Annotated in this window: 20 protein-coding genes and 2 tRNA genes; 2 read left to right on the top strand and 20 right to left on the bottom strand. The window is 41.2% G+C overall.

From position 1 onward, the window contains the following. Window positions 1-67 precede the first annotated feature (67 nt). The 4 genes from ACZ449_RS06280 to ACZ449_RS06265 form a co-directional block, all read right to left on the bottom strand. Entirely contained in the window at window positions 68-1030 is a 963-nt protein-coding gene (locus ACZ449_RS06280; protein ID WP_464260193.1) for a bile acid:sodium symporter family protein, read from the bottom strand. A 34-nt stretch (window positions 1031-1064) separates the two neighbouring features. Then, window positions 1065-1901, bottom strand: coding sequence for a 3-methyl-2-oxobutanoate hydroxymethyltransferase (gene panB / locus ACZ449_RS06275; protein WP_464260192.1), 837 nt, complete (start codon window positions 1899-1901; stop codon window positions 1065-1067). 1017 nt (window positions 1902-2918) lie between these two features. Continuing rightward, entirely contained in the window at window positions 2919-3635 is a 717-nt protein-coding gene (locus ACZ449_RS06270; protein ID WP_464260191.1) for a nucleoside deaminase, read from the bottom strand. Window positions 3636-3913: 278 nt separating this feature from the next. Continuing rightward, window positions 3914-4648 (bottom strand): flavodoxin family protein, encoded by a 735-nt coding sequence (locus tag ACZ449_RS06265; protein ID WP_464260190.1) that lies wholly within the window; start codon window positions 4646-4648, stop codon window positions 3914-3916. A gap of 533 nt (window positions 4649-5181) precedes the next feature. On the opposite strand from ACZ449_RS06265, the gene ACZ449_RS06260 reads away from it, so the two are divergent. Together ACZ449_RS06260 and ACZ449_RS06255 are read left to right on the top strand one after the other, a co-directional pair. Beyond that, a complete protein-coding gene (locus tag ACZ449_RS06260) occupies window positions 5182-5970 on the top strand; it encodes a helix-turn-helix domain-containing protein (protein ID WP_464260189.1) in 789 nt (262 codons plus the stop codon). Between the two features lie 41 nt (window positions 5971-6011). Continuing rightward, a complete protein-coding gene (locus tag ACZ449_RS06255; protein WP_464260188.1) occupies window positions 6012-6470 on the top strand; it encodes a VOC family protein in 459 nt (152 codons plus the stop codon). Window positions 6471-6635: 165 nt separating this feature from the next. Here the strand turns inward: ACZ449_RS06255 and ACZ449_RS06250 are convergent. The 16 genes from ACZ449_RS06250 to rny form a co-directional block, all read right to left on the bottom strand. Beyond that, window positions 6636-6721, bottom strand: a tRNA-Leu gene (locus ACZ449_RS06250). A gap of 71 nt (window positions 6722-6792) precedes the next feature. Then, window positions 6793-6878, bottom strand: a tRNA-Leu gene (locus ACZ449_RS06245). A 278-nt stretch (window positions 6879-7156) separates the two neighbouring features. Continuing rightward, on the bottom strand, window positions 7157-7417 hold the full coding sequence (gene hfq / locus ACZ449_RS06240; protein WP_464260187.1) for an RNA chaperone Hfq: 261 nt from the start codon (window positions 7415-7417) through the stop codon (window positions 7157-7159). Window positions 7418-7456: 39 nt separating this feature from the next. Further along, entirely contained in the window at window positions 7457-8392 is a 936-nt protein-coding gene (gene miaA, locus ACZ449_RS06235) for a tRNA (adenosine(37)-N6)-dimethylallyltransferase MiaA (RefSeq protein ID WP_464260186.1), read from the bottom strand. Next, on the bottom strand, window positions 8389-9201 hold the full coding sequence (locus tag ACZ449_RS06230; protein WP_464260185.1) for a class I SAM-dependent methyltransferase: 813 nt from the start codon (window positions 9199-9201) through the stop codon (window positions 8389-8391). The genes miaA and ACZ449_RS06230 overlap by 4 nt, the downstream gene beginning before the upstream one ends. An 11-nt stretch (window positions 9202-9212) precedes the next feature. Continuing rightward, on the bottom strand, window positions 9213-11033 hold the full coding sequence (mutL, locus tag ACZ449_RS06225; RefSeq protein ID WP_464260184.1) for a DNA mismatch repair endonuclease MutL: 1821 nt from the start codon (window positions 11031-11033) through the stop codon (window positions 9213-9215). Beyond that, complete coding sequence (mutS, locus tag ACZ449_RS06220) at window positions 11030-13639, bottom strand: DNA mismatch repair protein MutS (protein WP_464260183.1); 2610 nt, start codon at window positions 13637-13639, stop codon at window positions 11030-11032. The genes mutL and mutS overlap by 4 nt, the downstream gene beginning before the upstream one ends. A 22-nt stretch (window positions 13640-13661) precedes the next feature. Next, window positions 13662-15002 (bottom strand): tRNA (N6-isopentenyl adenosine(37)-C2)-methylthiotransferase MiaB, encoded by a 1341-nt coding sequence (gene miaB, locus ACZ449_RS06215; protein ID WP_464260182.1) that lies wholly within the window; start codon window positions 15000-15002, stop codon window positions 13662-13664. Between the two features lie 25 nt (window positions 15003-15027). Continuing rightward, a complete protein-coding gene (locus ACZ449_RS06210; protein ID WP_464260181.1) occupies window positions 15028-15408 on the bottom strand; it encodes a sulfite exporter TauE/SafE family protein in 381 nt (126 codons plus the stop codon). Continuing rightward, window positions 15405-15761 carry a sulfite exporter TauE/SafE family protein gene (locus ACZ449_RS06205; RefSeq protein WP_464260180.1) on the bottom strand — a complete coding sequence of 119 codons (357 nt, stop codon included), beginning with the start codon at window positions 15759-15761 and terminating at the stop codon, window positions 15405-15407. The genes ACZ449_RS06210 and ACZ449_RS06205 overlap by 4 nt, the downstream gene beginning before the upstream one ends. A 59-nt stretch (window positions 15762-15820) precedes the next feature. Further along, the gene (locus ACZ449_RS06200; RefSeq protein ID WP_464260179.1) at window positions 15821-16648 is read right to left on the bottom strand and encodes an Asp23/Gls24 family envelope stress response protein; all 828 of its coding nucleotides are present in this window, start codon (window positions 16646-16648) and stop codon (window positions 15821-15823) included. Between the two features lie 78 nt (window positions 16649-16726). Continuing rightward, entirely contained in the window at window positions 16727-17542 is an 816-nt protein-coding gene (locus tag ACZ449_RS06195) for a PHP domain-containing protein (protein WP_464260178.1), read from the bottom strand. Further along, window positions 17539-19038, bottom strand: a complete 1500-nt coding sequence (locus ACZ449_RS06190; RefSeq protein WP_464260177.1) for a leucyl aminopeptidase — start codon at window positions 19036-19038, stop codon at window positions 17539-17541. Before ACZ449_RS06190 ends, ACZ449_RS06195 begins: the two co-directional genes overlap by 4 nt. 176 nt (window positions 19039-19214) lie before the next feature. Beyond that, complete coding sequence (locus tag ACZ449_RS06185; RefSeq protein WP_094607502.1) at window positions 19215-19475, bottom strand: stage V sporulation protein S; 261 nt, start codon at window positions 19473-19475, stop codon at window positions 19215-19217. A 130-nt stretch (window positions 19476-19605) separates the two neighbouring features. Continuing rightward, window positions 19606-20127, bottom strand: a complete 522-nt coding sequence (locus tag ACZ449_RS06180; RefSeq protein ID WP_464260176.1) for a hypothetical protein — start codon at window positions 20125-20127, stop codon at window positions 19606-19608. A gap of 172 nt (window positions 20128-20299) precedes the next feature. Next, on the bottom strand, window positions 20300-21844 hold the full coding sequence (gene rny, locus ACZ449_RS06175; RefSeq protein WP_464260175.1) for a ribonuclease Y: 1545 nt from the start codon (window positions 21842-21844) through the stop codon (window positions 20300-20302). Window positions 21845-21908 lie beyond the last annotated feature (64 nt).

Genomic DNA, 21908 nt, shown 5'->3' with positions numbered 1-21908 from the left:
CAAATGCCGTGGAAAAAGGTTCATCCACGACATTTTTGTTTTGCCCGCAACCGCCTCCTACTTATACTCAGTTTATGCTAGTGAGTGATTCGTCTATTGTATCCTTAACCGGTTTATTCGCCCAATATCCGGCCAAAATCGATCCCGTAAGATTATGCCATACGCTAAAAATGGCACCCGGTACGGCGGCAAGCGGCTCCAAATGAGCAATCGCCAAGACAACAGCCAGCCCGGACATCTCAATACCGATTTCAAAGGTAATGGCTCGGGATTGCTTTTCCCCCAACCCCAGAACCTTTGACGACCCATACCCAAGAAGTAAACCCAGGCCGTTATGCATAGCAACGGCAACAAAGGCGATCAGTGCTACTGTGGCTAACTTGGCGGCACTCATGGCTACAACTATCGCAATCGCCCAAATGATAGCAATTACCGAAATAACCGGAACAATTTTCATAATCCGGTCAACAAAGCGACTAAATAGGCCGCGTAATACCATGCCGGTAATAACCGGCCCCAACACGATTTTTACGACATCCATAAACATTGCCTGTGCGTTGACATGAACTTCCGCACCGGCAAGCAGCATAAAGGTGGCAGGCAGCAAAAAAGGCGCCAAAATGATGTTAAAGCTGGAGACCGTTACCGATAAGGCTGTATCGGCTTTTGCCAGAAAACTCATTACATTGGAAGCCGTACCGCTGGGACAGCAGCCAACTAAAATTAATCCGGCCGCCAATGCCGGCGGCAAGCCTAGCAGCTTGGCAACAAAAAAACCAACAACAGGCATAATGAGATACCGCAAGACAATTCCGGTAATAACATCTCTTGGTCTGGACAACACCAGCTTAAAGTCTTTGACTGACATTGACAGTCCCATTCCAAGCATAATGACTCCCAATAAATAGGTTACTAACGGTCCCTGCATCTTCAAAGAGTCAGGATATAAAAATGCCAGTCCGGAGAAAAGGATTAGCCAAACGGGAAACAATTTAGTTATTGCCATGGCAATTCGCTCTAACAGTGCCATTTAGAATCCCTCCAATTTTTGTGTTTATGTCAGTTTAATAAAGCTGCTTTAAATCCTCTTCTTTCATCCCAAAAGAATGCTCTGGTCCGGGAAATACCCCCTCCTGCGTTTCCTGATAAAAACAATTGAGTGCATCCACCATTTGCGCATTCAGTTTGGCATATTGTTTGACCATCTTGGGTACAAATCGGTCAAACATACCCAATAAATCCTGGGTTACTAACACTTGCGCATCACAATATGGACCTGCGCCTATCCCCATAGTCGGAATCATCAATTGTTCGGTGAGCATCTGCGCGACCGGCGCCGGAATGCATTCCAGTACAATAGCGAACGCCCCGGCTTGTTCAAGTGCTTTTGCATCCTCCAGCAACTGTTTGGCAGCTTCAGCATCTTTACCCTGAACCTTAAAACCACCCAATTGTCCTGCTGTTTGTGGTGTTAAGCCAATATGCCCCATAACCGGAATACCGCCGTTCACCATGGCTGCCACGACAGGTGCAACATTTTTGCCACCTTCAAGTTTTATGGCATCGGCGCCGCCTTCTTTCAAAATACGGTTAGCGTTGCCAATTGCATCTCTAATGCCGGTATTATAGGAACCGAAAGGCATATCACCAACCACAAACGTGTTGGGAGCACCTTTAACCACCGGTTTTGTATGATGGATAATATCCTCCATGGTTACCGGTACGGTACTATCATAACCCAGGACTGTCATTCCCAGCGAATCGCCAACCAGAATCATTTCAATGGGAGTTTTTTCGATCACAGCTGCCAATAGAACATCATACGCGGTAATCATGGTGAACTTTTCTTTTTTCCCTTTCATAGCCTTACACTCTGGAATGGTCATCTTTTTTTTTGCCATACTATCCGCTCCTCTACATTATTTTTATGTCCCGCTATAGTGCAAGACAATTTACCTTAAACTAAGAACACGTCTATAGAGAGCCACAACACAATGTTGTTCTCTATTTCGAAACAAGTGTTTCTGTTTTTTTCGCAAAAAGAAATACTTGGAGTCAAATGAGCCAAGCTGTACTCTGCAAAATATACAGACTATTTTGTTATTTGTGTCAATAATATACCGTTCGCTAATTTTTGTCAATAGGCGCAACATCATTTTTAGCCTGGAGGCTTTATATAATTACGTTATCCATCTTGGCAGGCACAGGCAAAAGCACGCACAAGATTGCCGTTCTGTATTAACTGAAATCTGAAAGAGTTTTTGCATGATTTGTTGAATTATATCTATTAAAGAAGAATAACATTAGCATTCTTGTCCCGCCACTCTTTTTCGGTATCTCTACCGCTTTGACTGGCGGCGGAAAGTAACTTCAGCTTTTCTTCAAATATTTCGATAGTTTGACCATCGATGCCAGCCGACCCACGTTCCTAACTAAAGCCTGTGCCACGTTCACGCCGCCTCTATACCGGTCGCCGTCTGGACGGTAATCAGGTTTCCTCCAGACTCTTCTCAGGATACCTGTCTGTTCTTGGTTTTGACGACTCCTGCAACTTTCGACACTTCAACAGCGGTTCATTTTTATTCGTCTCCATTGGCACTCACCTGACAAACTCTTGGTTCGCCTTTTCCGTAACGCTCACTACCATGGCTTTTGTCCACAGCAGCCTACGATGGTTTGAGTCCTCCACCTGAATGGCGGTTCGGAGGGCCTTCCTCCATCTTTAGTTAAGCGTAGCGATGCTTGTTGTTCGCAAACATCGCCTTCGTGGCGCACGACAGGTTCGCTGCCCCCCTTGTCTATTTTTATATCATACTTCCGATACTACTATCTTGCTAATTGCCGTATTGCAATGCCTTGTATAGACTGTATCTTTCTTTATGCGGGACAGATAGCCCGTCCCTTGTCCCGTCGATATTTTAATGTCCTGCCGCGCTGTTGCTAAACGCCCTGGGGTGAAAAAGCTTCTCGGCAAGTACCTTTAGACCCGGTGAGCAACGGGCTGGTTCAATTACCATTCCTTGCTCCATATTCCTCCAGACAGGTGGTAGGTCATCTACTCTGTGGGCCATGCCGCCGTTATCGTCAGGGGCAGCATAATAGACCTTTTTTATGCCGGAGTTGATGATCCGAGTGAGACACATGGGACAAGGCTCCACGGAGGTGTAAATGACAAGCCCTTTCTTGCTGCTTCGAGGGTTGTGCCAGGACGGGTCACTTGAATTCGTCGACCGTGTAGTTCTCAATTTGTCTTCATAGTGATTTAGAAGATCCATCTCTGCATGCAGGTCGCTGCGGAAATAAGGGTCATGCTGCCGGTTGTGGCTCTGTTCTACAATCTCGCCGGTCGCTTCGCACACAAGACAGGCACCTATTCCACCGTTATGCTCTTTGGAGCCCAGCAGCGCTTCCTTTACAGTAACTAGGATGAAAGGATCATCCTCATAGCGGGGATCAGGCACGTAAGCGTTGATTTCCTTTTCGATTTCGTCAAGATCTAAGGATTGGGTAACTGACTGGCTATTCACGGCAGAAATAGGGGAAATGGCGAAAAACAAAATTAACAGCATGATAAGGAGTATCTTGACAACTGCCCAGTTAGAAGGGCGATATTTTATATTACCATTATATATCATACTCTTTCCTCCCTAAATGATCTGAATTTTTATATCGGCCTTTGTGTTGGTGAATTACGCAAAATTTAAGATAAGTTATTATCTCTTGAATAATTTTAAATAATTACCTATATATCCATTATAAGGTACGATTAAGACTAATACAATTATAAATAATACCAGCTAAATGGTCTAAGAATGTCTCTTCCCAATAGAACGGTTTCGTACCGGGACAAAAGGGAGTCAGCGGGGACGTTTCCTTTTTATCAACAAAGTTGACGGAACAGAAACGTCCCTTATTATCTCCGGGATGTTCTCATGATGTCAATCTGATGATTAAGCCCCTGAATGTAAATTTCATCAGGAACAAAACTCTTTTCTAATGCCTTTTCGGTCGTCGCTGCCATGAGTTTATTAGTAGCAATTTCTTTTCCAGCCTTATTTAACAATTGTAAATAACCGGAAATTATAGGTTCAACTTTTTTATTTTTAGAAGTTAGGAGCATCCCTTGGGTGGCGTAAATTTCTCCAATTACTTCAGTATTCATCATAAAAGCAGTTCTCTTAATCCAGTGGGAAATTACTTGAAAATGAGATCTTCCTGTATTACCACAGTTAGACATCATAATTATTTTTGGTATTTGCCTTTCTGGTTTTGCAGTACTTCTGTATTCCCCTGTTACAGTCTTTTCCATATAACCATAACCTAAATCATACGATTTCATTATACTTCTATCCATATAGACTTTTAACGTTCCAGAAATATCATAAATGTACAGTGGGGTAGCGAGGAGAAGAACGTCGGCTCCGTTTTCAAGAGAAACTATTTCCGTCATATCATCATTAATCACGCATTGTCCATGATTAAAACGGCAGGATAAGCAACCTTTACAATATTTAATATCTTTTTCTGCCAAAAAGACATTTATTATTTCTGCTCCTGCTTCCTGGGCTCCTTTTAAAAAGGCAGTAATCATGACGTTAGTATTACTATCTCTTCCTTTAGGACTCCCATTAATAGCCACTATTTTCATTGATTTCCCTCCCACTCGATTTAGTAAGTATAACCTGTTTCGATATGTATACTAGCTGGCCTATTTAGAAGCAAAAGCCATAATAAGTATAACTAACCCAAATTATATAACTATTTACATTCGTTAAGTCAACTTTATTTCCTGTCTCGGAGAGTAGAAACTCCCTGGTGAGGAATACGCTGGGACGGTGATACTGCCTTACGTTGAGTCAATGGAATACAAGAGAGGTGTTTTACTTTTGGCATTGACCCAAAAGTAACAAAAAGTCTAGGCCCTAAGCCTCCAAAAGCTGAAAAGCCGGACTAGGGACGTCTTTTAATAAATCAACAGATCAATGATTAGTTTTTTGTTAGGAACACGGAGCAAATCCCTGTTTGTGGCTAATCATCTTCATTCTAAAACCATTGAAAAGAAGGTAATAAACGTGGTACGTGCAGAAATATTATACAGTATATATACTCAGTGTATTATAAAAACTTTATTGAAGGTGAATACCTATAATTTCAAAATTTAAAGATACAGCACAGCATGTCATGTTACGCACACAAAATCAAATTTATATTGCGCCTAGTCAAGCGCTTCGTGGATATGTAGCACACTATACCATCTCTTTTGCAAACAATACTATTTTGCCGGACACTCTAACATTGATACCTGATGCAAGTGGCTGTCTGATATTCACTTATGATGGTTCTTCTTTTACAAGCAAACTATGGGGGGCAACCACTAAAATTTTTGTCGTGAAAAATGATGTGAACGATTGCCCTATGCGGCTATTTATTGAATTGCTGCCTGGCGGATTATTTTATTTAACAGGCATAAAGCAAACCGATTTGACAAATTTACAGCTGCCAGTATGTCAAATAAGCAGACATCTACATTCACTTGTTGCCGCTGCGTTTGAAAAGGCAAAGAACCTTAGCAATTTTATAGATAGCCTTAACTTGATTTTATTATCCTATATGCCAAACAGAATTTTACCACAAGTTTTATTTTCGGTAATCGAGAATATTAAACGTTACAAAGGCTGTTTAGCTGTTAAAGAACTTGCAAATATCGAATTTTACAGCAATAAACATTTAAACCGGCTTTTCAACGATTATCTGGGTATAAATGTTAAAACCTATTCAAACATCGTCAGAATCAATTATGTGTTGCAAAAAATGAGTAATGGACATCACTTACCTGTAGATATTGCCCAAACAGCAGAATTTTATGATCAGGCCCATTTTATTCATACCTTTAAATCCATATGTGGTACAACTCCTAAAAAATATTTGGAAAACATGTCCGAATTTTACAATGAACCATTTAAATTTTGATGTATCATTTAAATGTATTTTAAAACGAGGGGAGATATATCATGAAATTTACCTGTCCACTTATTGCTGTAAATGATATTGAGGTTTCGAAAAAATTTTACAAAGAGATTCTTCATCAAAAAATCATCCTTGATTTCGAGGCTAATGTCACATTTGAAGGGAATTTTGCCTTGCAAGAAAATTTTGCAGAATTGGTTGGCTTCAACAAAAATGATATTGTTCAAGGATCAAAAAATTTTGAACTGTATTTTGAAGAAGATGATTTAGATAGCTTTGTAAAACATCTTAAAAACAACTCTGGAATTAAATATATTCACGATGTGAAAGAGTATAACTGGGGTCAACGCGTCATCCGCTTTTATGACCCTGATATGCATATGATTGAGGTAGGAGAAAGCATGGAAAATGTCATTAAGCGTTTTTTGAACCAGGGATTATCTGTTGAAGAAACAGCTAAACGAACTATGCACCCCATCGAATTTGTAAAGAAATGCTTATAAAGCAAAGAGTAAAACTTATATAGTCTATAGCAAACAAAACTATCCATCTAGTTTTGTTTGCTATCTAATGATCAGACCAATGAAAAATGCATCTTCAATGTTTTGAGGATGCATTTTTTTAATAAAACAAAAAGCTTCTGAGAAATCATCTCAAAAGCTTCCTTTTGGTGCGGTAGAATGGATTTGAACCATCACGAGGTTGCCCCCGCCAGCCCCTCAAGCTGGTGCGTCTGCCGTTCCGCCACTACCGCGTATTCGATTTTAGATCTTCGACTTACGATTTTCGATACGAATATCGAATGTCGTATATCGAACGTCAAGTTGGTGCGGCCGAGTGGATTTGAACCACCACGAGGTTGCCCCCACTAGCTCCTGAGGCTAGCGCGTCTGCCGTTCCGCCACGGCCGCATTTTAAAACATCATATTACTGAGTTCATAGGGTTTTAAAGCTGCATTTATCATCTGCTGCGCTATTGAGGTTAGCGCGTTTGCCTATCAACAGAATTCATTATATCATCTTATAATTAAATGTCAACTAGAAAAATTGTATTTCGCCAAACTTATTGCAAAAGTTAGACTTTGAAAGTTTTCAGACTGAAATTAAATTTTCGCCAACAAGCAGCGCCCCTGCAGGCGTACTGGAAAAGTGCTCCAGGTTGATACCCTGGAGCACTGCAAGACATTTTTCATTTATCGGATTTAGCAACTTCATCCTTTTTCTCATGCAGATTCGCGTTTATCGGGCGAAATGGGGTTATGGTTGAAATAGCATGTTTGTAAACCAACTGCTGTTTTCCGTCATTCTCAATTATTACAGTAAAATTATCAAATCCTCTTACAGACCCACGTAATTGGAATCCGTTAACCAAATATATAATTACCGGCACATTTTCTTTTCGTACTTGATTTAAAAAGCTGTCTTGCAGATTAATGACCTTGTTAGTCAAATGAAACCCCTCCGTATTCTGTTCTTCTCTTTTTCTATTTTACCTTACACCAAACTTTACCGCAACCTGCTTGTAAATTGTTTCCACTAAATTGTTGTAATTATCAAAGTCATCCACATTATACCATGTAATATAGGGCATACGCCGATAAAAAGTTAATTGCCGCTTCGCAAAATTACGAGTAGCCTGTTTTAAACGGTCGACAGTAGTTACTAATTCCTGGCCGGCAAGCAGGTACTCAACAATTTCTTTATAGCCGATCCCCTGCATTGCTTGGCAGTTGGGTGGTACACCCTGCTGCAAGAGTTCTGACACTTCAGTAACTAAGCCCTGTTCTAACATCTGATCAACCCGGCGATTAATCCGTTCGTATAAGGAGGTACGTTCCATAGTAAGGCCAATCACCACAACATCATATAGCAATTCATTTGTTGCCGCTTTATTCTGTGAAATAGTCTCGCCACTGAGGTAATATACTTCAAGGGCCCTGATTACCCGCCGCTGGTCATTAGGATGCAGTCTGGCAGCTGTTACTGGTTGAACCTGCTGCAACATAGTATGTACGTATTGATTGCCATATTGTTCTGCCATCCCGGTCAGCTTCTGGCGCAATTTTTCATCACTAGGCGCCGGGTTGAACTGATAGCCTTCAAGCAATGCCCGCACATAAAGACCAGTACCACCTGCCAGGATCGGAATGCGGTTGTCGTTATTTATTTGGGTAATACACTTTTGAGCATACTGTTGAAAATCAACTACATTAAATTCTTGCTGTGGATCGAGAATATCAATCAGATGATGAACAATACCCTCGCGTTCCACTATATCTGGTTTGGCAGTACCAATATCCATACCCCGATATACCAGCATAGAATCACCAGAGATGATTTGTGTATCCAGTTTTTTAGCCAAATCAATGCTGATTTTAGTCTTACCGACAGCAGTAGGTCCAATAATTACAATTAGTTTGTTCATGATTGACCTCCGCCAGCCAGTTGGGGCTTGCAATCAATAATGCCATAGTTAATTCTACTATATTTACCGCCAACTATTGTATGCATTCCCAATCGAGAAAATTCACTACTGCCCGCAGCTTCTTTGACCACAACCTTCTGTCTGGCCACCCGGCATGCCTGGCTAATCACTTCCGGTGTAAGCGGCTGCATATTCGCTAACGTCCTAATAGGATTTACATTAGAGCTCTTTAATATAGGAGCACGAAACATAGGATCAAAATAAACGACATCAAAACTACTATCTGCTAGTACTTCGAGTTGCTCGCTGCAGTCTACATTTTTTACCGTTACGCGTCGCAAAGCGCTTGTAATATAAGGTTGGGAATCGACCGTAAAGTTTTGTAGTCCATAGCCAGTTATCAAAGCAATTACCGGTGAACTTTCAAGTCCGATAATCACGCCGTTTTCACCGATCACAAAACTGGCAACAATGGCATCTGTCGCGAGTCCTAACGTACAGTCAAGAACGGACATGCCCGACCGTAAGCCCATAGCAGTCACCATATGGTCATGATTTCCATTTAGTAGATTTTTTATGCGTAATTCAGCCATACTTAAGTGAAAAAAGTACTCCCCGGCAGCAGTGTGTACGACTGGACCAGTAGTTGTAGCCACAATAAGTTCACTTATCGCATACTTTTCCTTAAGGGCTGCCACTGAATAATTATCGCGCGAGATAAACGGCACTGATAATTTGTCCGCTATCGCTTTTGCTTGTTGGATAATACTTGGCAAAGTTTGTTGGGCAGTCGTTACAATTAAGTCCATATACTCATCACCTATGTACGTTTAAACATTTTCGCCAGCTCATCTGGACCAAATCTAATGATAGTAGGGCGACCATGTGGGCAAGTGTAAGGCAAGTCAGTTGTATATAGTTCACTTAGTAAAGCCTGTATTTGCCGCATAGTGAGCGTCTCACCTGCTTTAATGGCGCTCCGGCATGCCGCCATTTGTAAATAGGCGTGACGCAATTCCTGGGCCGTAGGTTGGTGCATATCTGCAACTAGCTGCAAAACTTGCCGTAGTACAGCTTCTGCATCAGCTAGCGGTATGTCCACAGGCATCTCGATCAGCCTCATGGTATCAGGGCCAACTTGTTCGAGCGTAAAACCAAGCTGATACAATGTATCCTGATTTCCGGCAATGCTGTCACAATCCTCTTTGTTAAACTCCAGATATTGAGCTACTAGTAGCTGTTGTGATGGTACACGCCCTGTAGCGCGACTCATACGGTCATAAAGTATTCGTTCATGGGCAGCATGCTGGTCAATGATATACAGGCCATCTTGACCCTGAGCTACAATATAGCAGGTCTCAATCTGTCCCAAAGGATACAAGGGACAGGCCGTATCATCAGTCATAGTTTCACTACATTCACGCAACTGTTCCTCTTGCTGTATAGCCTGCCTGACATCAGCCAAGGGAGTATTTTCTTCACGCCATAAGCTTGGCGCCCACGACTGTGTTCCAACTTCCCCGATGTTATTAGCGGCAATATACTTATGGGCATTACTATACCGCTCACTGCCAGTACCGGGAAAGTGTGGACGTATTGCTGCTGTCCCTGGTTGGACCGTTGCGGCAGCTTGAATATTGTGAGACATCGGCGCAGCTAAACTAGCAGAAACGGCTTTATATACTGCCCGGTAAATCTTTTGATCATCACTGAATTTAACTTCTTTTTTCTGCGGATGAACATTAACATCAACTGTTTCAGCCGCAATATGGATATCAAGAATAGCTAACGGATGCCCGTTTTTCGGCAACAAGGAAAAGTAGGCATTATCTAAGGCTTTTGCCAGCATCCTACTATTCACCACCCGCTGATTAACCATAAAGGTCTGCCATTGACGAGTGCTTTTAAGCAAAACCGGCTTGGCTACATAACCTGATACAGTAATACCGTCGTTACTGAATTCTACTGGTACCAGCTCTGGGGTAACCTTATGGCCATAAATATCGGCAATTGTATCAAGCAAGCGTCCAGTACCGCCGGTAGAAAATGTCAACCGCCCATTACTGATTAGTTTAAACGCAATTTGCGGATGAGACAACGACAACTTGGTGACAATTTCACTAATATGGCCGCTTTCGGCAGGTGGTGTTTTTAAAAACTTACGGCGAGCCGGCGTATTGAAAAATAAATCAGTTACTGTTATGGTAGTGCCACACCCCGCCCCGGCCTCGCGAGTATCGGCAACTATCCCCCCATTAATCTCCACATATGTCGCCAATGGTTCTGCTTGTAAGCGGGAGGTCAACGTAAATTTCGACACGGCGGCAATACTTGGCAGCGCTTCCCCACGAAACCCGAGTGAGTTGATTGCTGCTAAATCTTCAGCAGTACGAATTTTACTGGTCGCGTGGCGTTTTACTGCTAATTGCGCATCTTCATAACTCATCCCTTTACCATCATCAGTAACGCGAATGGCTTTTATTCCACCTTCGGCAATTTCAATTTCAATGTTCTTGCTGCCGGCATCAATTGCATTTTCAACAAGTTCTTTAACAACAGCTGCCGGGCGCTCAACAACTTCACCGGCAGCTATCTTATTGGCTGTATTCTCATCTAAGATATGAATAACTTGCTGACTCATATGCTTCCGTTTTCCTCTCTGGCTTGATTTTGGAGACGATATAATATATTAAGCGCCTCTAGGGGCGTAAGAGTCATAATATCAAGCGCTAGTAGCTCATCAGCAATACAGGAGCTAAACAAGGACACTGTAGTTACGGCAGCAGCCTCGCCACAGCGTTCCTTAGCAGGTTGCGACGCATTTATCGCTGTTGGCTTGCATTGTTCCAATTCATGCAAAGTTTGCTGAGCCTTTTCAATAATTCGCTTCGGGAGCCCGGCAAGCTGAGCAACATGGATGCCATAGCTCTTATCGGCACCGCCTGGTATTATACGGCGCAAAAATACAATATCATTACCACGCTCTTTTACAGCTACCGAGTAATTTTTTATTACTTTACTATTGTCAGCTAACCCTGTTAGTTCATGATAATGCGTAGCAAATAAGGTCTTAGCTTTAACCTTATCCTTGATATACTCAACAACCGCCCGGGCAATACTCATACCATCAAAGGTACTTGTTCCCCGACCAATTTCATCCAAGATAATTAGGCTATTGGCGGTAGCATATTTCACAATTTGGGCAGTCTCAGTCATTTCCACCATAAATGTGCTTTGGCCTGTGGCCAGGTCATCACTAGCTCCTACCCTGGTAAATATACGATCAACAGGACAGATAGATGCTTCCCTCACCGGAATAAAACTACCAATCTGTGTCATAATTGTGAGTAATGCCACCTGTCTCATATAGGTAGACTTACCTGCCATGTTAGGTCCGGTAATAATCAATATTTCACTGTCGCGATGATTTAGTTCCGTATCATTAGGCACAAACATTTCACCGTGCAAGAGGCGCTCAACTACCGGGTGACGTCCGTCTTTTATAATAATATCTCTAGTTTGATTAAGCTTAGGCCTGACAAAATTATAGCGAGCCGCAACTTCACTGAGAGAAATAATGACATCTAACTGCGCTATTTGCAAGGCAGTCTGTTGGATTTCACCAATACGTTCTTTTATATAATCTCTGATAACAGAAAACAGTTGGTACTCAATGTTGATAATTTTTTCTTGGGCTCCAAGTACTTTGGTCTCAAACTCCTTCAATTCTGGCGTAATATACCGTTCGGCGTTAACAAGCGTCTGCTTGCGGACATAGTTTGGCGGTACAGCACCAGTATTGGCATGAGTTATCTCAATGTAATAACCAAAAACCCTGTTATATCCTATTTTTAGAGATTTGATGCCCGTATTTTCGCGTTCACTGAGTTCCAGATCATGAATCCATTGTTTACTATCGTGGGCAATACTCCTAAGTTCATCAAGCTCTAGGTCATAGCCAGTTCTAATAATACCGCCTTCACGGATACTAAATGGCGGATTGTCGGTGATAGCAGTATCTATCATATTTGTTACATCAACATGAGTCTTAATAGTCATACCAATATCTGCCAATAGTTGAGACTGACATTCTTGTAGCTTTATTTTTATCTCTGGCAACACTGACAGTGATGTTTTAAGCGCCGTTAGATCACGGGCATTAGCACTACCTACCTCAATCCGAGTTAGAATGCGTTCAAAATCGTAAACATTGCCAAGAAGCTCTTTTAGCGGCTCACGCACCACCCGTTTATCCAGCAAATCGGCAATCGCATCCTGACGTTTAGAAATAGTAATGGGGTTTAATAAGGGAAACTCTAACCACTTTTTAAGCAGTCTGCCGCCCATAGCTGTTTTGGTAAAATCCATTACTGACAGCAGTGTGTCTTTACGTCCGCCCTCGCGCATATTCCGGGTAATTTCTAGATTGCGTAAGGTAGAGGCATCTAATACTAAATACTCCTGGGTGTTGATTCTTGTTAGTTTGTTGATATGGGAAAGATGGCTTTTTAAATTATAGTGTAAATAATATAGCAGGTAACTTACTGCCGCTTGTGCCGCCGGGTTTGCAGGAAGCTCTTCTGCAATAAAATGTTTTTGTGGTAATTCCGCAGCTACTGTAAGGTCTGCATTTGACAAAGTAGTAATAGCACAAGTAGAGACTCGTTGTGATAAGAAACTATTTATAGCTGTAATACCTTCTATTTTACCAACCAGCACTAATTCTGCCGGCAGCAGACGATACAGTTGGTCACAAACCGTATTGGTCCGCGAACTGCCTGAAAATATGGCCCACACACATTCACCTGTCGATATATCGGTTGCGGCCAAACATAATTCATCATCTTCCTCATATAGCAGCGCTAAGTAATTATTGGCCTTATCAGGCAGACAAGACTCCGATAGAATCGTCCCTGGCGTAATAATTTTGACGACTTCTCTGCGCACAATTCCTTTTGCTTGCTTGGGATCTTCGACCTGTTCACAAATAGCTACTTTATAACCTTTATTAATCAATCTAGCAATATAATTGTCAGCAGCATGGTAGGGTATACCACACATCGGAACCCTTTTGTTATTGCCCCCCTCGCGAGAAGTTAAGGTAATCTCCAGCTCACGCGAGGCTACCTCGGCATCCTCAAAAAACATTTCATAAAAATCGCCTAACCGAAAAAACAGTATCTCGCTGTTAAGTTTACTCTTTACCTCCCGATACTGTTCCAGCATCGGAGTATAATTTGTTGCCATGCTGTAAATTCTCCTCTGCTTTTTAGAGCAAGCGCCCCTTTAAAACCCAAGTTTGGGCTTTGTCAATTTGTATATTTACTAAATCACCGATCTTCTCTGTACCGGTTTTCTCCCATAATACAATCTTATTGGTACGAGTTCGTCCCATTAATTTCATCTCATCATTTTTACTTGCACCTTCAACCAATACTTCAACAACAGTCCCTGTTAGCTGTTTGTTTATTTCCAGGCTTATCTCATTTTGGACAGCCATCAGCTGGTTAAGGCGCTCCTTTTTGACTGCCAGTGGCAGTTGGCCCTCATATTGGGCTGCCGGTGTTCCAGAGCGCTGCGAATATAAAAAAGTATAGGCTACATCATACCTGACACTTTTGATAAACTCAAGAGTTTCAAGAAATTGCTCTTCATTTTCCCCGGGGAAGCCAACAATTAAGTCGGTTGTTATACTGGCGTCAGGAATGGCCTTACGAATGTCAGCAACAAGTTGACGATAATACTCTGTAGTATAGCCGCGATTCATCTGTTCCAGGATAGAATTACTCCCGGATTGTACGGGAAGATGAAAGTGCTCACAAATTCTTTTACTGTTTTTGATAATGTCAATCAGCTTAGTATTCATATCTCTCGGATGGGATGTCATGTAGCGAATACGAGCTATGGTTTCAATTTGATCAGCAGCTTGCAGTAAATCGGCAAAATCCACCTGAGTATCAAGATCTTTACCATAGGAGTTAACGTTTTGACCAAGCAGGGTTATTTCTTTAAACCCCTCTGCTCCTAGCTGCCGAATTTCGGCTAGTATATTTTCCAGTGGGCGGCTGCGTTCACGGCCTCTGACATAGGGAACTATACAATAGGTACAAAAATTGTTGCAACCATACATAATAGGTACCCATGCCGATATCTGACTTTTATGGACAGTTGGAACATCAGGTGCCAAACGTTCAGCCTGATCCCAGATAGAAACAACCTTCTCCCCGCTTGTTTCTATCTGAGCAATAAGTTCCACCAGTTGATGCGTATTGTGTGTCCCCATAACCAGACTAACATGAGGGAACTTCTTTACTATTTTATCTTTATCCTTTTGCGCCATACAGCCAACAACACCGATAATTATATTGGGATTGATTGACTTTAGCCTTTTCATCTCACCAATCTTGCCATAAATTTTCTTTTCAGCACTTTCCCTGACGCAACAAGTATTTATCAAAATTACATTAGCCTGATCAATACTTTCTGTAGCTTCATAACCGATTGTCCGCAATTGACCAGCTAACCTTTCTGAGTCGTTGAGATTCATCTGACACCCAAAGGTGATCGTATGAAAGAGTTTATGAGCTTTTTCTTTCTGGTCCAAATCCATCTATGTATCAACTCCAATGGCAAAGTTATATATCTTCATCTTTTTTACGTGTTGCCCAAATCATTCTAAAACCTATAAGGATAACAAAAATACCAAAAATCCGTTTAAGCGCGCTTGCAGGCACAGCTTGAACAAAATTAGCACTGATTAAAGCCCCCAAAACAGCTCCGCCTGCCATATAAGCTGCCGCTTGATAATTGATAAGTTTCTCTTTATAAAAATACCATACACTAACAATAGATGTCGGTATTATAACTAACATCGATATTCCTTGTGCGGTATGCTGCGCTATCCCTAATAAAAAAACCATCATAGGTACTAACACTACGCCACCGCCAATACCCAAAAGTCCACTTAAAATACCAGTACTAAGTCCTATGCCAAAAACTAGCAGTATCATAGTCATGTTAGTATCATCCTTACGCCTACCCCAATCAGCAAAATAGCAAATAGCTGTTTTAAGCGAATGGCCGGAACTTTTTTCATTATCCGCACACCGATACTAGCACCTACCATGCTGCCGACAATTAAATTAAGAGCCACATTTACATCAATATTACCATGGAATCCATAGATAATACTACTAATGAATGCTGTAGGAATAACGATTGCCATCGACGTTGCTTGGGCAATATGTTGGGTAATATTGAAATAGGTTACCATAATCGGCACAATAAAAATACCGCCCCCCACCCCCAGCAAACCACTGAGGATACCTACTCCAAATCCGGCACCCGCAAATTTCAACCGTTCTGACACAGAAAAGACCCCTTATTATCAATCAATTGCCTGTAATGCCAAGCCTTATTTTACTATAATCATTCAATACTTAACCGTTTAACAGCAATATTTACTTCTTTAACCATCATACCTGTCATATACTCAACCATTTCTTTTATACGTATTTGGGCATCATGCACCACCTGCCAAATAGGCTGCCCATATTTTATGATTACATCAAGCGAAATCGAAATACCTTTTTCTTTATCATGGGAATTTTTAATATTTATTTGTCCGGTTTTGGTGATAACACCCTCACTTATTGCAATATAATCAACAACAGCCGCTATCGCGGCATCTGAAATAAGCAGTTTTCCGTAGTAGCTAAAGGTTGGACGGACAATCGACTTTTCACCCAGTTTGCGTCGTTGCTTGGAACGAGTTTTTTTTAAAAAAACATCAAGTGAATCAATCAGATAACCAGAAAAATGTGGTTTAAGTTCAATTGTTGGCACCGGAATAATATGTTTTCCCTCTTTTAATCGACTCTCCCTCGCTTTGGCAATTTCACCTTTGGTAGCAATATCTTCAATCCGGATTATTTTGCTGATTGCTGGCAGCCCTAATACATCAACGATCTTTTCCACCATATTTGTTGATGTGCCAAGTAGCAAGATACGTTCAGGCAGTATTCTGGCAATAGCTTCTTTAACTTCATTAGCATGGTCAGGTTCCATAAATATGGCACGTTTAACAGCTTTAATTTTGCTAGGTTCTTTTTTTGCTGAATGGCCTGCAATAATTTTACTGTCCATAATTAACAGCCCGTCATCAATGATTGTGTCAACATCATACTCGTGTGCTACAATTAACGCCCGATGGCTTTTGCCCGTTCCACTTGGACCTACCAAAGCGATGGTGTCCATAGGCAGCCTCCTGATAAATTAGTAATAGGGTATAGCATAAAAATAAACACCTTTGCAGGTGTTGTCAAGTAAAAAGTATTACATTGACAAAAAATCAACAAGAGTGGCTGAAACAGTAAAACTGCCTAATTTTTCAGGATATCGACCAGGTATAGCATGAAAATCAGAACCACCTGTTACTTTTAAATTATATTTGTTAGCAAACGCTAAATATTTATTAGCTGATGCTTGATCGTGTTCTGGATGATACACCTCCAGTCCATGAATACCAGCTTTAATCAAATCAAGTACCAATTTATCGTCACCTATGAGGCCCGGATGCGCAAGTATGGCGGTACCTCCAACTTGCTCTATCAGCTTGATGACCTGTTCTGGAGTTAGTTTGTAATGAGGAACATAGGCTGGAGAGTTTTTACCTAAAACTTGTTCAAAAGCTTCTCGTATTGATTTAAAATGGCCATCTTCAACAAGCACTTTCGCAATATGTGGTCTCCCTATAGCCCGCGTTTGACCAGCTGTGTCCATTACCCTGTTATAATCAATGGAATAGCCCAACTTATTAAGCTTATCTACTATCAGACGCGACCGCTTTAACCGATCAGCAAGGATACTTTCTAATTGGTCTCTGAATCTTACATTATTTATATCAATGCAATATCCTAGAATATGTACTTCATGCCGTGGCAAATCAGTACTAAACTCTATTCCAGGAATAATTGATAGCCTCGAGGCAGCGGTATGTACATATCCATTTAACTCCGCATAAGCAGCTACTGTATCGTGATCAGTAATCGCAATATAACTCAACCCAGCAAGTTCAGCCTGACGAACTACTTCATGAGGTGAAAGTCGCCCGTCAGAGGCAGTAGTATGAATATGCAGATCTGCAGTCATGACTTGTTCAAAGTAGCCGCTAATTGAATTAGAGTCCGAACGCCTACTCCGGTACCGCCCTTACGATTATATCCCTTATCTTTATCTGTATCAGCTGTGCCGGCAATGTCAATATGCACCCATGGAGTATTTTCGGCAAACTGCCCAATAAACAATCCAGCTGTAATCGTGCCCCCTGGCCTGCCACCAGTATTTTTAAGATCAGCAATAGAACTTTTTATTTGTTCAAGATACTCATCATCATTCGGCAATTCCCACATTTTTTCCCCTATTTGCTGAGCAGCTACAATAATAGTCTGACACCACTGCTGGTTGTTAGTAAGAACGCCGGAATAAACCGTACCAAGACCAATGACACAGGCTCCTGTCAAGGTTGCTAAATCAATTATTTTTGTAGCCCCGAGTTGCTTAGCGTAGGTAACTGCATCAGCTAAAATTAACCGTCCTTCGGCATCAGTACTCAATACCTCAATTGTTTTACCGTTCATGGACGTCAAGATATCCCCTGGTCTAAAGGCATTACCTGACGGCATGTTTTCTGTACATGGTACAACCGCTATAATGTTTACTTGGGGTTTTAGTTGGCCGATAGCCCGCATCGCTCCTAAAACGGCAGCAGCACCTGCCATATCGCCTTTCATCTCATCCATTTTTTGACTAGGCTTGATTGATATGCCACCACTATCAAAGGTAATACCTTTACCAACAAAAGCGATTGTTTCCTGACTAGCCGGGTCCCCTTGATATTTTAAGACAATTAATTTAGCTGGTTCAGCACTACCTTGCGCTACAGCCAGTAATGCGCCCATACCTTTTTGCTGCATATCTTCTTTTTCAAGTATGCTAAGTTCGAAACCATATTGCTCTGCTATCTCCTTAGCATGAGAAGCCATCTTAGTTGGAGTCATATACTGGGCAGGATGATTAATCAAATCCCTGGCAAAATTTACACTTTCCGCAATGCTTCTGCCAATTTGAGCGCCTTTGGCAATCGCGTCAGCTTGTGATGTATCTGCTTCAATTAGTACCAGCTTTTTAATTTCCGGATTATCATTTTTGGTTGTTTTATAATACGTAAACTGATACAAGCCCATTACAGCACCTTCAGTAACAGCTTGTACCGCCTGGCAGGCTTCCAGCTTATCACTAGCGCGGTGGATGATGGTTGCTACGGTTTGAGAATGCACTTTTTTAGCTGCACGCATAGCCGCAGCCATCAGTGCCCGCACTTTGTCTAATGTGATTTCACTTTCTTTACCCATCCCCAGAAGAAGAATACGTTTAGCCCCGATAGCGCCAAATGTATGCACAACTGTAGTTTTTCCGTATTTGCCACAGTCTGGTATATCACGGATTATATCACTTATATGCGAATCTAACGCTTTGTCCACGACTCCTGTTGCCCCACCTGGAGTCATTACTCCTTCAAATACGTTAACAATGACTGTGTCACATAGTATTTCATTTATTGAACCAGCAACAACTTCAACATTCATTTTTATACCCATTCCTTTCGCCAGTATCAGGCCCAAAACGGCATGAATCATTATTACCATTGCGCTTGATATATTTTACATCAATATGAACTCCGAACTATTATATTATGCCATAAATTACTCAATAAAACACTAAAACCTGTTCACTGTGAACAGGTTTCAAGCATTATCTATTGTTAACGAGGTTCAACGATTAATTTAATAGCCGTTCGTTCTTCGCCATCAATAAGAATATCTGTGAAGGCCGGGATACATATTAAATCAACACCATGTGGCGCTACAAATCCTCGAGCAATTGCAACTGCTTTAACAGCTTGGTTAAGTGCTCCTGCACCGATTGCCTGCATCTCGGCGCCACCCCGTTCTCTCAGCACTCCAGCCAAAGCCCCTGCTACAGAATTAGGATTGGATTTTGCTGATACTTTCAAGACGTCCATGTTTATATGTGCCTCCTTTGATAAAAAAACATTTATTAGTTCTATAAATTAGATATATTCGTGGTACGGGAAAAAATTCCTTTTTTCACATGCAATAAATTCTAATTATTTCAACAAATTCATGTCCTATTTATTTATTAAACACAAAAACACGACCATCTTCCCGAATCCCGATAAGATTATGATGATCATTATCTTGTTCACGCATGTTTTCCAACATGTCTTCAATTACCGCTTCTTGAAATAGCAGATCTTCCTCCAACATACTATCATTGTGGTCAGTAACTAAGCGTTCACTAAAACGTTCTTGTAGAAGTTTAATCATCAAGTTGATTTCTCCGCGTGTCAAGGTCTGTACATCGCGAATAACAGTTACTATCGCTACCTGTTCGTAGGAACTCAATTCAATATCAATGCTAATATCGGCAATACCTTCAAGCATATGATATGCCGCAATACTATTAATAATTAGCTGTTTAGTACGTTCAAATTCTCCATACGTGGGAATACCAGAAACCATAAAGGTAAGTTTTAATAAGTTTACTTCTGGATTAAAATTAATAGTGCCAATCTCAGGATAGCGCACCAACATAGATATAATTAAATTTGCTCCATCAGAAACTTGTTGATCTGTTTGCGAAAGTTCAGGCATATATTTTCACCGTCCAATAAAATTATCCAATAGTAATATAAAGATTACTTACAAAGTTTCTGATTAAGTATTCTCTAGAAGATAATTAAATCCTGCTTTTAATTTATTGGGAAAAAAGCTAAAAAACGGCTTTTACCTAAAGGTAAAGCCGTTTTAAATAACTGTTTAATATCTATTTAGCATAATCAACAGCACGTGTTTCACGAATAACTGTAACTTTTATTTGACCTGGATATTCAAGTTCACTTTCGATCTTCTTAACAATATCTCGTACTAAACGAACAGCCGTTAAATCGTCAATTTTATCTGGCTTGACCATAATGCGAATTTCGCGACCTGCCTGAATAGCGAATGATTTTTCTACGCCATCAAATGATTCAGCGATTTCTTCCAATCGTGTTAATCGCTTCAGATAGCTTTCTAACGTTTCTCTGCGGGCGCCTGGGCGCGCAGCCGATATAGCATCAGCAGCTGCTACAAGTACGGCTTGGACAGTTTTCGGTTCTTCATCACCATGATGTGCACCAATTGCATTAATAATCTCAGCTGCTTCACGATATTTCTTCGCCAAATCAGCTCCAATGGTTACATGAGGTCCCTCAACTTCGTGATCTACAGCCTTACCAATATCATGGAGTAAACCAGCTCGCTTAGCTAACATTACATCAACGCCAAGTTCACTTGCCATAACCCCTGCTAAGTGTGCTACTTCAATTGAATGTTTGAGTACATTTTGACCATAGCTGGTACGGAATTTTAATCGTCCGAGAAGTTTTATCAGTTCAGGATGCAAACCATGAACTCCTGTGTCAAAGGTAGCTTGTTCGCCTGCTTCCTTAATTTTCTGTTCAACTTCCTTTTGAGCCTTTTCAACCATTTCTTCAATGCGTGCAGGATGAATACGGCCATCAACTATAAGTTTTTCCAGTGCGATTCTAGCAACCTCGCGCCGGACAGGATCAAATCCTGACAAAATGACTGCCTCAGGTGTATCATCAATAATCAAATCAATACCAGTGAGTGTCTCCAAGGTTCGAATGTTACGGCCTTCACGGCCAATAATCCGGCCTTTCATTTCATCATTTGGTAAAGAAACTACCGATACTGTAGTTTCGGCAACATGATCAGCTGCACATCGTTGAATAGCTAATGATATGATTTCTTTAGCTTTCTTTTCCGCTTCTTCTTTGGCCTGTTGCTCCAGATCCTTGATGAGCATTGCTGTCTCATGCTTAATTTCTTCTTCAACATTAGCAAGTAGTAACGTACGGGCATCTGCGGATGTCAAACCAGACAGTCTTTCAAGTTCAGTTAGTTGCTTGGCATAAAGTTCATTAATTCTCTCTTGACTTTTATCCACCTCAGTCTCTTTACGACTAAGAATCTCTTCCTTCTTTTCAAGGGAGTCAATTTTCCGGTCAAGATTTTCTTCTTTTTGCACCAAACGACGCTCTAGCCTCTGAAGTTCTGTACGACGTTCTTTAATCTCCCGCTCAAGCTCGCTTCTTTGCTTATGAATCTCTTCTTTAGCTTCTAATAACGCTTCTTTTTTCTTAGATTCGCCCGATTTTTCAGCATCTTCTAAGATTCGTTTTGCCGCAATTTCAGCAGAAGCAATTTTGGCCTCAGCTATATTTTTACGAACCCAATAGCCTGCACCAGCACCCAACAGTCCAACTAAAATTGCGGTAATAATAATTTCTAGTATACATTCCACCTCCTTTTTTTAAGACTAATATTAAGGGTAAAGCCGAGTTTAACTCGGCTTTTACAAGCAGCTT

The organism is Desulfosporomusa polytropa, from assembly GCF_055380075.1.
The sequence above is the reverse complement of the archived record's forward strand: the minus strand, read 5'-3'. Positions and strand labels throughout refer to the sequence as shown.